Genomic DNA, 12,965 nt, shown 5'->3' with positions numbered 1-12,965 from the left:
CATTCAGTTTTTCGCCATGTAGGTCACGACCCCGTTGCAGATCGTAGCCTCAACGGTGGTTTCGCGTGCGTTGTCATCCGTCAGCACCCGGTCCAGAACTACGATATCAGCTAGCATTCCGGGGGCCAGACGCCCGAACTGATCATCGCGGCGGCAGGCATATGCCCCTTCGCTGGTATAGGCGGCTAGGGTATCTTCAAAACTCAGGCGCTCGTCTTTTTGATCGGTGTCCCAGGCCTGCCGGGTCAGGGCGATGTCAATGCCGGTCAGAGGTGGCAGGGCGGCAATCGGCCAATCGCTTGAGAAACAGACCCGCGCACCCGCCTCTTTGAGCGTCCGCCACGCATAGGCGTCAGGCCATTGGTCCCTGCCGATGATCGAGGCCAGAGGCTCCAGCGGGAAATCCCCGCATCCCGGCGGATGCGGCGGCATGAACGAGGCGACCACGTCAAGCGCGGCAAAGCGGGGCCGGTCTGCAGGGTCGAGCAATTCGATATGTTCCACCCGGTGCCGATTGCCCTGTGGGCCGTTGGCAGAGCGGGCGGCCTCATAACCGTCCAACACCACGCGCACGGCCCCATCCCCAATGGCATGAACCGCGATCTGGAACCCGCGCTTGTCCAGTTCCACCGCCAGATCGGCAAATCGGGCCGGGTCATGCAGCGGCGCACTTTTGTGGCCGGGTGTGTCGGGGTAATCCCGCAGCCGGTATCCGGTGTGCACGTCCAGCGTGCCGTCCATGAAAAACTTGACCCGGTTGCACCACAGCACTGGGCTGTCCAGCTTACGCCGCATCTGCTCGGCTATTTCGATGTTTTCGACGGGTTCGCCGGGCGTGAAGTGATAGGGCAGCTCAAGCCGGCAACACAGATCACCTTCGGCCTCGATCTCTTGCAGAAGACTGGCCTGGTACAGGTTGCCGTCCATATTGATGATCGTTGTGATGCCGTGCTGGCTGCAATATTGCAGCCCTTCGCGCATCAATGCCTTGTCGGCCTCGCGCTGAGCTTGCGTCACTTCTTGGGCCGGTTCGACCCCCTCCAGCCCCAGAACCTCGCGCCCACCATGGCGGCCAAGCGCCTGTATCGTGGCAACGGCCGGAGGCTCAATCAGCGTGCCAGTGGCGATCCCGTCCGCGTCCAATTCAATATGCGAACCCGGTCCCAGATCGCGCCCCCACAACACATCTGCAGTCTGTAGCGCTGCGGTATTTGCCCAGCCGTTGTGAAAATCCGCGCTTTGCAGCAACAGCGGGCGATCGGGGCATATCGCGTCAAGACTATGCCGGTCTGGGTTTTGGCCACCGTCAAAACTCGCATAGGCCAGACCCTGTGCCACAAGCAGGCTGTCATCTGGGTTTTGTGCGGCAAACTCCCGAATGGCGCGGGTCAGGGCTGCAGTGCCGGTGATCGCCTCAAGCCGTAATACCTTTAGGGAATAGGCGCCGAAAAACAGATGCATATGGCTTTCGACAAAGCCCGGCAGAACCGTTGCGCCCTCGGCGTCGAGGACCCGAGTGTCGACGGTAATTAATGTCTTGATCTCTTCCGTTGATCCAACCGCTGCGATCCGATCCCCCGACACGAATATCGCCTGCTGTCGAGGGCCACCGGGCTCCATCGTGCGCAGATCGGCATTCACGATTGCAAGCGAAGAGGTCATGCGCGCGGCTTTCGACTAAGGGTGGGCAAGGTTCAGTGTCACGGCGTCCGACAAATAGGGGTTCTCGTCGCGCGATTGGGCATAGGCATCTGGATCAATCGAAGCCGAGATCACCTGCCCGACTTGCCCCGCAAAACCCAACTGCTGACCGTCCGGGGCCACGATCGAGGACATACCCTGATAGGCATAGCTTTCGTCAGAGCCCGCGTGATTGGCGTAGACGACAAAGACCTGATTTTCAAAGGCGCGCACCGGCACAACCTGTTGCGTGATGAACGCTCCGGCGGGGCCTTCGGCCATCGCTGTCGGCACAATGATCACCTGCGCCCCGGCATGCGCCAACCGACGCACGTTTTCGGGAAATTCGATATCGTAGCAAATCAGAAAACCAAGGGTCAGACCGGCCATGGTGGTCATCACCAAGGACCGCTCGGGCGTCTGGAAGATACCTTTTTCATAGGGGCCATACAGACAGTTCTTGCGATAGATCAGCGGATTATCAGGGTCATCACGGTTGATGATCAAGGCGCTGATATAGCGGGCGTCGCCATCGGCCTCGGGGAAACCGGCAACCAGGCTGACGCCGCTGTCGCGCACTGCCTGCGTCAACTGTTGAACCCATGGCCCATCTTTTGGTTGCGCCAGATCGCGCAGAACTGCACCGCGCCCGTATCCGGTGATGGCCAGTTCGGGCGCAACCAGCAGATCGGCATCCGAATCGTGCAGTGCTTGTTCGATTTGGGCTAACCGATCCTCGGTGCTGCCTCCGGCTTGCATCTGATATGCGGCGATCTTCATGGCACACGTTCCTATGTTCCGGCGCAGTTTGATCAAATTTTCAGCGCCCGCGGTCGTGACCGTATTCAGCGCGCCCGATTTTGCAAATAGTGCGTTGCAAAACGATACATTTCTCTGGCTCAATGCAAGGATGAAAATCACGGGTTCAGACATACACCTTTTGACTGTTTTCGACAGTGTTGTGCGCAACCGTGGTTTCTCGGCGGCGCAGGTTGAGCTGGGCCTCAGCCAGCCCACGATCTCGAACCACATAACCGCGCTTGAAGAACGTCTGGGCGTGCGTCTGTGCCAGCGCGGGCGGCGCGGGTTTCTGCTGACTGAAAAAGGGCGGATGGTGCATCAGATCGGTCTGGCACTGATGGACTCGCTGGATCAGCATTCGACCCATCTGGCCGAGTTAAAGGGCAATCTGGTTGGGCGTCTAAAACTGGCCGTTGTGGACGCCACCACAACCGATGAGGCATTCAAGCTGCCGCAGGCGATCAAACAGTTCACCGAGGCTGCCCCGGCCGTGCGTATCGACCTTGTGATTTCCGAACCGCAAGATATTCAGCAAGGTGTACTGGACGGTACCTACCATATCGGGTTTGGTAGTTTTGACAATGTAAGTAATGGCTTAGATCTAACAGACCTGTATCGCGAACATCACGCGCTTTATTGTTCGGACACTCATCCGTTGTTTGGGGTTCCGGAGCACGCCCTTGGTGATGATGCCATTGCCCAGCACGCTTGGGTCCACCGTGGGTATTGGAACCAGCAAAGGCAAAAGACCCAGCATTCCTCGGACCGAGACCTTTTTGCACAAGAAATCGAAGCGCAGCTGATCCTGATCCTCAGTGGGGCATATATCGGGTTGTTGCCGCTGCACCTGGCCTCGGGTTGGGAAAAGCAGGGGCGGTTGCGGCGCTTGCCCAACAACAGCCGTGATTATTCTTGCCCCATGCAGATCGTCACACGGTCCGGAGCGGTACCTAAGGTAAATGGACTGTTCATCCAGACCCTTCAACAAATGTATGAGGGGGAATACATTGTTAAATGACAATGTAAGGGTTTGCGCATCGCTATTTTTTGGCCCAACCGAGCCAATTAGGGTCTGGGGGACTTTCGTATGACCTCAGCCGCAGGAACAATAATGCCAGACACAGCCGCGCCGCGTTACAACCAGCCTTTGGGTGGCAATGACATGCCCCGTTTCGGAGGCGGTACGACAATGATGCGCCTGCCCGCGCAGGAAACCGCCGCCGGGCTGGACGCTTGTTTCGTGGGCATTCCGATGGATATCGGCACCTCGAACCGGACGGGCACGCGTCACGGGCCACGTGCGATCCGGGCCGAAAGCTGCATGTTGCGGCCCTTCAACATGGCCACGGGCGCGGCACCTTTTGCCAAGATGCAGGTGGCCGATATTGGTGATGTGGCGATCAACACGTTTGATCTGAAGAAAACCATGGACATCATCACCGACGCCTATGATGAGATTCTCAGCCACGATGTGGTTCCGATTACACTTGGCGGTGATCACACGCTGACCTATCCGGTGCTGCGCGCGATCGCCCGCAAACACGGTCCGGTGGCCTTGATCCATGTGGACGCGCATTCGGACACGAATGACGAGATGTTTGGCGAAAAGATCGCCCATGGCACTCCGTTCCGCCGTGCGGTCGAAGATGGGCTGTTGCAGAATGACAAGGTGTTCCAGATCGGCCTGCGGGGGACGGGTTACGCGCCCGACGATTTTGACTGGGGCCGCAATCAGGGCTTTACTGTCATTCAGGCCGAGGAGTGCTGGCACAAATCCCTGACCCCCCTGATGCAGGATATCCGCGCGCGGATCGGGGATGTGCCGACCTACCTGACCTTTGATATCGACAGTCTGGACCCGGCCTACGCGCCCGGAACCGGGACGGTCGAAATGGGCGGGCTGACCAATATTCAGGCGCTCGAAATCGTGCGCGGTTGTGCAGGGCTGAACCTTGTCGGCGCAGATCTGGTCGAGGTCTCGCCGCAATATGATGTTAGCGGCTGTACTGCGCTGATCGGTGCTAATCTGGCCTATGAAATGCTTTGCGTCCTGCCCAAAAACCGGGCCAACTGAACAAAACCAACAGGAGATCACAATGCCAACCACTTTTTCTCGTCGCCGATTTCTAGGTACCGCTGCCGCAACTGGGGCTGCCACACTGGCCGCGCCAGCCATCGTTCAGGCGGCGCAGCCGCTCAAGGTTGGAACCTATGGTGGGTTCTTTGAAGACAGCTTCAAGCAGTTCATCTTCCCCGAATTCACCAAGGCCACCGGGATCGAAGTGAACTCGGTCGCCGTTCCTACCGGCGAGACATGGCTGGTGCAGATCAAGAACGCTGCGCGCGCCAAGACTGCCCCGGCGGATGTGTCGCTGATGGCGGGTATTCCGCGCAGCCAAGGGGCGGATCAGAAAGTGTTCAAGGCGTTGGACGACACCAAAATCCCGAACCTTGCCAACATGACCGACACATTCCAGGACAGATATGACGACGGTAACCTGTACGGTGTTGGCGCGGTGTCTTGGTATATCACGCTGTGTACCAATTCGGACGAAATCCCGCAGGCGCCTGACAGCTGGGCCGCGCTGTGGGATGAGACATACAAGGATCAGATCGGTCTTTTGGGTCTGGCCTCGAACTCGTACATGCTTGAGGTGACGGCGACGACCTTCTTTGGTGGAACGGACATTCTTGATACCAAAGATGGCATCCAACAAGTGTTCGACAAGCTGTCCGAAGTGGTGCCCAATGTGCGGCTTTGGTACAAGGACGAAGGCGCGTTCCAGCAAGCGCTGCAGGACGGTGAGATTCCGATGGGCCAGTACTATCACGACGTGGCCGGTCTGGCCGCTGCCGAAGGCTTCCCGGTTGTCTCGACTTTCCCGAAAGAGGGTGGGATCGTGGACTCGGGCTATTGGATCGTGCCTGAACACGCCAAACCGTTGGATGAGATCCACGCATTTATCGACTTCATCGCGGCGCCCGAAACGCAGGCGTTGTTGTCGCGCAATGTCGGTACCGCTCCTGTTATCGATCCGAGCCTGACCGATCTGACCGCCGAAGAACTCGCCGCGGTGAGCAGCCCCGAGGCTCCGATCGTTCCGCGGTATGATGTCTACAAAGAGCATGCCAACTGGATTTCCGACACCTGGAACCAGATGATCGCAGGTTAACACCACTCACGACACTGGCCCGTCCCGCGCAGGTGGGGCGGGCCGCTTCCCTTGTTGAAAGAAAAGACCCCAATGCCCGGTTTAAGCATCGAAAACGTCACCAAGAAATTCGGCACTGTGACGGCCGTCAAAGATGTGAACCTTCAGTTCAATACAGGTGAGATGATCTGTTTTCTGGGTCCGTCTGGTTGTGGCAAGACCACTCTGCTGCGGATGATCGCCGGGCTGGACGAACCCTCGCAAGGCACGATCCGGTTCGAGGATCAGGACCTAACAGGCGTCCCCGTGCATCAGCGCAATATCGGCATGGTATTTCAGTCTTTTGCGCTGTTTCCGCATCTGAATGTGGGCGAAAACATCAGCTATGCGATGCGCATTCGGGGACATTCCCGGTCGGAATGCGAGGATCGCGCGCGGCAATTGCTGGACATGGTGCACCTTCCGGGGCTTGAGGACCGCAAGGTCTCGCAACTGTCGGGCGGTCAACGTCAGCGCGTGGCCATCGCGCGGGCCTTGGCGCTGAACCCGCAGGTGTTTCTGCTGGATGAGCCGATGTCGGCGCTGGATGCCAATCTGCGCGAGGTCATGCAGATTGAGCTGCGTAAGCTGCAGCAAGAGCTTGGTATCACCACCGTCGTCGTCACCCATGACCAGACCGAGGCGATGACGATGGCCGATCAGATCGTGGTCATGGGCAAGGCGCAAGTGCTGCAGACCGGCACCCCGATGGAGATCTACAAGACCCCGGTCGACAAATTCGTGGCCGGGTTCATCGGCACCAGCAACCTGCTGCCTGCAAAGATGTCAGGGCCTGACCGTGTACATGTGAACGGGGTTGATCTGACGGTGGGCGGCAACACTGGAACCTTCACCAAGGGTGATGACGTTCTGCTGATGACCCGCCCGGAAGAGGTGTTCGTGCATCATCCCTCGGACGTGGATGTGGCCAACTCAGTCACCGGCACCGTGACATTCGTGCGCGATATCGGCGCCACGATCGAGATTTTGGTGGATTGCGCCGGGCACGAGGTGATCTCGGTCCTGACGCCCAAGGACTGGCCCAATGTCAAGGTGGGTGATCAGGTCCATGTAGAAATGCCTGCTACGGCCTGCAGCGTGTTGGCGGTATAGGAGGGCGAAATGCAGACAAGCGCGCTTTCCCGCTATATCGGGCTGATCCCGTCCTCGGTGATGATCGGGGCGTTTTTTGTGATCCCCTTCGTCCTGATCCTGCTGACCAGTGTGTCCACGCCTACCGATGACGGAGGTTATGCCACCAGCTTTGACCTGCAGCATTTCGAACGGTTCCTGACGTGGTTCTACATCGAACGGGCACTGTTCTCGGCAGGGCTTTGCGCGCTGATCGCGGTGCTGAGCCTGTTGATCGCGTATCCCTTCACCTATTTCCTGACCACGTTCCCGCCGCGCTCGCAGACCTTCTGGTTGATCTACATTCTGGCGCAGCTGTCCCTGTCCGAAGTGCTGATCGCCTTCAGCTGGCAAATTCTGCTGTCCCGCACCGCAGGCGTGGCCAATGTCCTCGTCTGGATCGGGGTGATCGAGAAAAGCTTTGCCATGACCCCTTCGGCAGGTGCTGTGGTCGCCGCCCTGGTCTATCTGACCGTACCGTTTTCGGTTCTGCTGCTGTTTCCGGCCCTCAGCCGGTTGGACAGAAGCCTGATCGAGGCATCGCGCACGCTGGGGGCCTCGCCCTTGCGGACGTTTTTCACGGTGATCATTCCCGTTACGCGGCCTGCGATCATCTCGGGCGGGGTGACGGTGTTTGTGCTGACGCTGGGGGCCATCATTGTGCCGCAGGTTCTGGGCAAGCCCGAACATTGGACGCTGTCAGTACTGATTACGGATCAGGCGATATTCAATTTCAATATGCCCTTTGCCTCGGCGCTGGCGGTGGTGTTGCTGACCCTCAGCGCCACGGTAATCTGGCTGGTCACGAAATTCTCGGGGAAAAAGACATGAGGGCGCTGCGCAGCATCTATCTGGCGCTGTTTGCGCTGTATCTGATCGGACCGATCCTTGTGATTGCAGCCGTTTCGTTCAATGCCAAAAAGTTTCTGGCCTTCCCGCCGCGCGGCTTTTCTTTCCGCTGGTATGCTGAGGTATTTGTCGCGAATGACTGGTTCACGGCGCTGAAAAACTCGGTCTTCGTCGCCTTTGCCTCGGCTAGCCTGTCGGTTCTGATCGCGATGCCGGTGGCCTATTTCGCGTGGCGCTATGGGCTGCGCTATGCCAAGGCGCTGCTGGCGCTTGGGGTGGCACCGTTTATCCTGCCGCCCGTCATCATGGCGCTGGCTTTCCTGTTGTTCTTCACCGGGATCGGTCTGAACGGGCTGATGATCAACGTCATCATTGCTCATGCGGTTTTCCTGCTGGCGCTGCCTTTGGTTACAATCTCGCTTGGGTTGGAAAGCGTCGATCACGCGCTGATCGAGGCCAGCCAGACCATGGGCGCATCAAACGCGGTGGTGTTTCGCACGGTGATCCTGCCGATTGCGGCCCCCTTTGCCTTTGCGGGGTTTGCTTTCTGTTTTGTCCTCAGCCTGAATGAATACATCATCGCGCTGATGACCGTGGGCTTTTCGGTCGAGACCTTGCCGATCAAGATTTTCAACGCCCTGCGCTACGGCTACACGCCGGTTATTGCGTCGATTGCGGTGATCTTCATGGTGATCAACATTGTAATCTTCGCCCTGATCGCGCGTTTTTCAAACCTTGCGCGCATTCTGGGCGCGATGGAGTAACCGCCCCATGCCGCACGACCACGACCCGCTGGAAGAAGGCCCCGCCCTGCGCGTGCGCGCGTTGGAAGAGTTGATGGTGGCCAAAGGCTTGGTTAAACCCGAAACGTTAGACAGTATCGTCGAGTATTACGAACGCGAAACAGGCCCGCGCAATGGCGCGGCTGTTGTGGCGCGGGCGTGGACGGACCCAGAATACAAAGACTGGCTGTTGCGCGATGGCACTGCGGCGATCAATGCGATGGGGTTCAGCGGGTTCCAGGGCGAACATATCCGCGTGGTCGAAAACACGGATGCGGTTCACAACGTCATCGTTTGCACCTTGTGCTCATGCTATCCGTGGCCGGTCTTGGGCCTGCCGCCCACATGGTACAAAAGCCCCGCCTACCGGTCGCGTGTGGTGCGCGAACCCCGCGCGGTTCTGGCGGAATTTGGTGTCAGCCTGCCCGATGAGGTGCAGATCAAGGTGTGGGACAGCACGGCCGAGATCCGCTATCTGGTTCTGCCACGCCGCCCCGACGGGACCGAGGGGCTTTCCACGGCAGAACTGGCTGATCGTGTCACCCGCAACGGCATGATCGGCACGGCTTTGGTCTAGGGGCAGGGTATGGATGGCATTCATGATATGGGCGGGATGCACGGGTTTGGCCCGGTTCCCCGCGATCAGGATCGGGCCTTTGAACACGATTGGCAAAAGCGCGCTTTTGCCCTGACCGAGGCTTTGGCTTGGTCTGTGCCTTTCTGCGCCGATGAACACCGCGCGGCAATCGAACGTATTGCCCCCGCAGATTACCTGCGGCTGGATTACTTTGAAAAATGGACCGTGGCCGCGACTGCGCTGGTACAAGCTGCGGGTCTGGTTGACCCGCAGGAAGTCGCATCGGGTCTGAAACGGTTCGACATCCCGCAGGGTGATCATCCGGCGGTAGGTCCGGCCGACATATTGGCGGCCACCAAGGCAGGGGCCGAGATGACATTCCCCCCAACCGCTGCCACGCCACGCTTTGCTGTCGGTCAGTCGGTGCGCGTTCTGGCCAACAGTCCCGTTGGTCACACGCGGGTGCCTCGTTATGTGCGCAACCACGTCGGGAAGGTCATCGCCGATATGGGGGTGTTTCAGTTCGCCGACTCGATGGCAAGCGGGCAAGGCCCTGACCCTCAGCACTGCTATACGGTCGAATTTTCGTCCAAGGATTTGTGGGGCAGTGCTGCAGACGCCAATGGTTGTGTCTGTCTTGATCTTTGGGAGAGTTATCTTGACGATGTATGACGCCCATGACGTGGCCTTGCAAAACGTCCGTCGCTCGATCCCCGGGCTGGATGAAAACGGCCCTTTGTTCCTTGCTCCATGGCAGACTCGGATATTTGCTCTTGTCGTGGCCATGGTCCAACAAGGGCATTTCCCTTGGGCGACGTTTCAATCCCGCCTTGCGGCCCTGATCACGGAAATGGAAAGGCGCAACAGCGCCGGTACGGCACGGGCCGTGGAAACGGCTTATTTTGATTGTTGGCTGCGCGCTGTAGAAGATACCTTGACCAGCGAGGGTTCTCTGAATGCCCCGGAATTGGAAAACAAAATTTTGGATATTCAGCAAACAGTTGCCAAAATCAGAGCGGCACAGTCTGCGTAGATCCAAAGTTCCAGCGTTCAGGATTAGCATCGGGGTAAAGGCAGCAGCTCCTTCTGCTTAGATCACGGATTTGATGCGTCTCTAACGCTCGGCTGTGGTGATAAAGAAATAGACCCACTCTCCTTTGAAGTCGGGGTTAACGGCCCGAGCTTCGGCGACGCGAGATTTGAGGAACTTAAGGTAAGCATCTGCCGGTTCGATTAGTGGGCGATCCTCTTGGTATAGCGGATCTGACGCAGCAAAGGCGACGGCGATTTCCTGTCCGTAAGGTGGACCTATCGTGATGAAAAGGCCGGGATCACCCGGCGCGGCCGCGCCCACGCGCAATGCGGACTTTGCGAGTGTCGGCTGCATTGGGGTCGATGCATTCGGTCGCAAATGGATGACTTGCCCTTGGGCATCAAAGTAGTCGACATAGACGTATGCGTCGTAGTCTGCTCCGGTCAGGTCAAGAACCAGTTGTTGACCGTTCACATACCGAAACGCGCGGGCATGAACGTCTTCCCCGATCAATAGTGGATTGGTGATCTGGTCCGTTGATTGCGGCAAGCCAATATCGGCTATTCCGCTGAGTGCGCCGCATTGCGGGCGGGGCAGGATGCGCAACTTGTCCTCAACCTGAATGTTGGTACCCATCTGCGTCCGAAGGGCGGCCAGAACCGGGTTACGCAATCCATCCTCGGGGATATGTCCAATAAGCTGCAAAGTGTTTGTGTCTGGCTGAAACTGAACCTGCAGCCGTGCGCAGGGGACTTGAGCCAAAAGCCCATCGATCCCGTCGCGCAGATTTTCGGCCGATTTTCCGGCATCTTCAGGCTGCATAAAGCTCTGGATCGCGGCCAATGAGACCGGGTCTATCGGTCCGTCGCCAGAGGTGGAAAACACCTCGGATGCGGCAGTCTGCGGGATGTCGGGAACCGTTTGTGTCAGGACGACGGGTTGGAGTTGCACGGATTGCGAGACGTCCGCAGTGGGTTGCGCAGGAGGCACGGTTTGCGCCAGCGGTTGCTTCAATGAGACCGGATTGGCCTGTACCGCAGCAGAGATCAACTGCGATGCGGGTAATGCTGTCGCTTGCAGTGGCTGAGATGTGGCGGCAACGGACTGCGCGGGTTCTAGCTTTGCCTCAGACGCCGACAAAGTATCGGTGTCCGGAATAGTCACTGCAACCAGCTGCTGAGGAAGCTGAGCGGCAGTCGCTGTTGACTGTCGGATCGTGCTTTGGCCCAGCTGCGCGCCCGAGGCGTCCTCGGTTTGAGCGGTTTCTGAGTCTGGTTGGGATTCAATGGCCTCGCTTTGTTTTACCTGGTGAGCCGAAAGCTGCATTTGTGTTTCGGGAACCGGCTGTTCAACAACCGGTTCGGGTTCGACGCTCCAGATCAGGGCGATGGCGCCTCCGACATGCAGGGCGAGGGAAACGATCAGCCCGCTACCCCATAAGACGGCCCCCCGGATCATTGCGCCGGTCCCGGAGGGGTTACGACCAACACCACATCGCGGGCGCCCATAGCCTCAAACTGGGCAATACGAGGCAGGATTGATCGTAAAGTTGCTTCGCGATGCGCATTGATGCGGATCAGAATGTCTGGTTGGGCCACCAGCAACGACTGAACGCGACGCTCGATGTCCTCCGGCGCTACGGTCTCACCGTCCAATGCGATTGTGCCATCTGCTGCCACCGAGATTGTGATGCCGCCTGCGGGCATGTCCGCGCCGGTCACCGCGACGGGCGGAGCCACGTCAAAGGGTGCCGTGGCATCCATACGACCGATCAGCATGAAGAAGACCAGCAAAAAGAACACAACGTCGATCAGGGCAATGATCGTTTCGGGGTGGTGGCGTGGGGCAGGGCGGGTGATTTTCACGGACTAGCCTCCAGTCGAACCACGCGCATGTTCACGGTCCCGGCCTGGGTGACTGTATCCATGACCGAGACAAGGGATTGTAGCCTGGCCCCTCCGGTGGGCAGCACGATGACCTGAAGACCGGGGTCTCGGCTGAGGCGTCGGGTCAATAGGTCGGACAAATCATCATGCGATACCGCTTGGCCCTGATGAAACGGGGCTCCGTCCGTGCCTATGCGGATCAGTAACGTTTCAGCTGTGCCCTCTCCGGTCGTCCCTTGTGCGGGGCTGTCGCGTTGCGCCAGCCCCGGGATCATGTCGAGGTTCAAATACGTCGACGTAACCATGAAAAACACCAGCAAGATCAACATGACGTCGATCATCGGTACCAGCGAGATCAATGGCCGGGTTGGCTTGCGTCTGTTCAGGCTGAGATCGCTGTCCATCGACATCTTCCTAATGCGCGCCGCGCTCCTCCAGTACCATGAGTTGTCCCACCGCGTTCTCGATGGATTGCGCGCCGGCTTCGGCCCGACCTGACAGTAATGAAGCCCCAATCGCGGCTGGAATGGCGACCACCAACCCGGCTGCAGTCGTCAAAAGTGCTTGCCAGATACCACCTGCCAGAACCGAGGCATTTGCAGCACCCTGTGCCAGCTCAAGCTCTTGAAAAGACTGTATCATGCCGGTCACTGTACCCAGCAATCCCAGCAGGGGTGAGATCATTGCAATCAATTCCAGAACGCGAATCCAGCTGTTCATTGTGGCAAATTCCAAATTGCCGCGCCGTGTCAGCTCGGCCATTAAGGCGGGGCCTTTGAAGCCGTCGATAAGCCCCTGCATCGCGTAGGCACACACCCGGTCCGCCGGGGATTTGCCCGCAGCGACAGCCTGCTGCGCTGCTTGCCGTTCGCCCTTGGACCATTGAACAAAAGCGGAGTCCCTTACTGGTCCGCCCGAATTGACAGGGGCCAGTTTGATCACTTTGACGACGATTACGGTCAGAGACAGCAGGGATAGCAGCCCCAGAATGACGATGATTGGGCCTCCGGTGCCCAAGTTTTCCAAGCCCGGCAT

At 58.5% G+C, this 12,965-nt stretch carries 15 protein-coding genes; 9 read left to right on the top strand and 6 right to left on the bottom strand.

All coding sequences use genetic code 11. From position 1 onward, the window contains the following. Positions 1–3: 3 nt before the first annotated feature. Positions 4–1,662: an amidohydrolase gene (locus J7380_RS18320; RefSeq protein ID WP_209197608.1), complete on the bottom strand. Its 1,659-nt coding sequence runs from the start codon at positions 1,660–1,662 to the stop codon at positions 4–6. Positions 1,663–1,677: 15 nt separating this feature from the next. Then, positions 1,678–2,460: a carbon-nitrogen hydrolase family protein gene (locus J7380_RS18315; RefSeq protein ID WP_209197606.1), complete on the bottom strand. Its 783-nt coding sequence runs from the start codon at positions 2,458–2,460 to the stop codon at positions 1,678–1,680. Between J7380_RS18315 and J7380_RS18310 the strand changes: the two genes are divergently transcribed. The 9 genes from J7380_RS18310 (at position 2,459) to J7380_RS18270 (ending at position 10,044) form a co-directional block, all read left to right on the top strand. Continuing rightward, positions 2,459–3,499, top strand: a complete 1,041-nt coding sequence (locus J7380_RS18310; protein WP_209197603.1) for a LysR family transcriptional regulator — start codon at positions 2,459–2,461, stop codon at positions 3,497–3,499. The two genes, J7380_RS18315 and J7380_RS18310, sit on opposite strands and share 2 nt — an antisense overlap. Before the next feature lie 93 nt (positions 3,500–3,592). Beyond that, positions 3,593–4,555, top strand: coding sequence for an agmatinase (gene speB / locus J7380_RS18305; RefSeq protein WP_209197601.1), 963 nt, complete (start codon positions 3,593–3,595; stop codon positions 4,553–4,555). A gap of 22 nt (positions 4,556–4,577) precedes the next feature. Continuing rightward, positions 4,578–5,654 carry an extracellular solute-binding protein gene (locus tag J7380_RS18300; protein WP_209197599.1) on the top strand — a complete coding sequence of 359 codons (1,077 nt, stop codon included), beginning with the start codon at positions 4,578–4,580 and terminating at the stop codon, positions 5,652–5,654. Between the two features lie 72 nt (positions 5,655–5,726). Then, positions 5,727–6,785 (top strand): ABC transporter ATP-binding protein, encoded by a 1,059-nt coding sequence (locus J7380_RS18295; protein ID WP_209197597.1) that lies wholly within the window; start codon positions 5,727–5,729, stop codon positions 6,783–6,785. 9 nt (positions 6,786–6,794) lie between these two features. Then, positions 6,795–7,634, top strand: coding sequence for an ABC transporter permease (locus tag J7380_RS18290; RefSeq protein WP_209197595.1), 840 nt, complete (start codon positions 6,795–6,797; stop codon positions 7,632–7,634). After that, positions 7,631–8,416, top strand: coding sequence for an ABC transporter permease (locus J7380_RS18285; protein ID WP_209197593.1), 786 nt, complete (start codon positions 7,631–7,633; stop codon positions 8,414–8,416). Before J7380_RS18290 ends, J7380_RS18285 begins: the two co-directional genes overlap by 4 nt. Before the next feature lie 7 nt (positions 8,417–8,423). Beyond that, on the top strand, positions 8,424–9,011 hold the full coding sequence (nthA, locus tag J7380_RS18280; protein WP_209197591.1) for a nitrile hydratase subunit alpha: 588 nt from the start codon (positions 8,424–8,426) through the stop codon (positions 9,009–9,011). A gap of 9 nt (positions 9,012–9,020) precedes the next feature. After that, positions 9,021–9,683, top strand: a complete 663-nt coding sequence (gene nthB / locus J7380_RS18275; protein ID WP_209197583.1) for a nitrile hydratase subunit beta — start codon at positions 9,021–9,023, stop codon at positions 9,681–9,683. Positions 9,684–9,693: 10 nt separating this feature from the next. Next, entirely contained in the window at positions 9,694–10,044 is a 351-nt protein-coding gene (locus tag J7380_RS18270; RefSeq protein WP_209197581.1) for a nitrile hydratase accessory protein, read from the top strand. Between the two features lie 81 nt (positions 10,045–10,125). Here the strand turns inward: J7380_RS18270 and J7380_RS18265 are convergent, their stop codons facing one another. From J7380_RS18265 to J7380_RS18250, 4 genes are read right to left on the bottom strand one after another with little or no spacing between them, the layout of a single operon-like run. Next, positions 10,126–11,502 carry a DUF4384 domain-containing protein gene (locus J7380_RS18265; protein ID WP_209197579.1) on the bottom strand — a complete coding sequence of 459 codons (1,377 nt, stop codon included), beginning with the start codon at positions 11,500–11,502 and terminating at the stop codon, positions 10,126–10,128. Beyond that, positions 11,499–11,909: a biopolymer transporter ExbD gene (locus tag J7380_RS18260; RefSeq protein ID WP_209197571.1), complete on the bottom strand. Its 411-nt coding sequence runs from the start codon at positions 11,907–11,909 to the stop codon at positions 11,499–11,501. The genes J7380_RS18265 and J7380_RS18260 overlap by 4 nt, the downstream gene beginning before the upstream one ends. Then, a complete protein-coding gene (locus J7380_RS18255; RefSeq protein ID WP_209197569.1) occupies positions 11,906–12,334 on the bottom strand; it encodes a biopolymer transporter ExbD in 429 nt (142 codons plus the stop codon). The genes J7380_RS18260 and J7380_RS18255 overlap by 4 nt, the downstream gene beginning before the upstream one ends. A gap of 10 nt (positions 12,335–12,344) precedes the next feature. Further along, positions 12,345–12,965, bottom strand: a complete 621-nt coding sequence (locus tag J7380_RS18250) for a MotA/TolQ/ExbB proton channel family protein (RefSeq protein ID WP_209197567.1) — start codon at positions 12,963–12,965, stop codon at positions 12,345–12,347.

The sequence above is a fragment of the Ruegeria sp. R8_1 genome (genome assembly GCF_017743815.1).
GTDB lineage: Bacteria > Pseudomonadota > Alphaproteobacteria > Rhodobacterales > Rhodobacteraceae > Ruegeria > Ruegeria lacuscaerulensis_A.
The sequence above is the reverse complement of the archived record's forward strand: the minus strand, read 5'-3'. Positions and strand labels throughout refer to the sequence as shown.

What these genes read in the sequence shown, in the direction of transcription:
- J7380_RS18320 (WP_209197608.1), bottom strand. Translation starts at nt 1,662, where the DNA reads ATGACCTCTTCGCTTGCAATCGTGAATGCCGATCTGCGCACGATGGAG.
- J7380_RS18310 (WP_209197603.1), top strand. Translation starts at nt 2,459, where the DNA reads ATGGCACACGTTCCTATGTTCCGGCGCAGTTTGATCAAATTTTCAGCG.
- J7380_RS18315 (WP_209197606.1), bottom strand. Translation starts at nt 2,460, where the DNA reads ATGAAGATCGCCGCATATCAGATGCAAGCCGGAGGCAGCACCGAGGAT.
- speB (WP_209197601.1), top strand. Translation starts at nt 3,593, where the DNA reads ATGCCAGACACAGCCGCGCCGCGTTACAACCAGCCTTTGGGTGGCAAT.
- J7380_RS18300 (WP_209197599.1), top strand. Translation starts at nt 4,578, where the DNA reads ATGCCAACCACTTTTTCTCGTCGCCGATTTCTAGGTACCGCTGCCGCA.
- J7380_RS18295 (WP_209197597.1), top strand. Translation starts at nt 5,727, where the DNA reads ATGCCCGGTTTAAGCATCGAAAACGTCACCAAGAAATTCGGCACTGTG.
- J7380_RS18290 (WP_209197595.1), top strand. Translation starts at nt 6,795, where the DNA reads ATGCAGACAAGCGCGCTTTCCCGCTATATCGGGCTGATCCCGTCCTCG.
- J7380_RS18285 (WP_209197593.1), top strand. Translation starts at nt 7,631, where the DNA reads ATGAGGGCGCTGCGCAGCATCTATCTGGCGCTGTTTGCGCTGTATCTG.
- nthA (WP_209197591.1), top strand. Translation starts at nt 8,424, where the DNA reads ATGCCGCACGACCACGACCCGCTGGAAGAAGGCCCCGCCCTGCGCGTG.
- nthB (WP_209197583.1), top strand. Translation starts at nt 9,021, where the DNA reads ATGGATGGCATTCATGATATGGGCGGGATGCACGGGTTTGGCCCGGTT.
- J7380_RS18265 (WP_209197579.1), bottom strand. Translation starts at nt 11,502, where the DNA reads ATGATCCGGGGGGCCGTCTTATGGGGTAGCGGGCTGATCGTTTCCCTC.
- J7380_RS18255 (WP_209197569.1), bottom strand. Translation starts at nt 12,334, where the DNA reads ATGGACAGCGATCTCAGCCTGAACAGACGCAAGCCAACCCGGCCATTG.
- J7380_RS18250 (WP_209197567.1), bottom strand. Translation starts at nt 12,965, where the DNA reads ATGCCGGGCTTGGAAAACTTGGGCACCGGAGGCCCAATCATCGTCATT.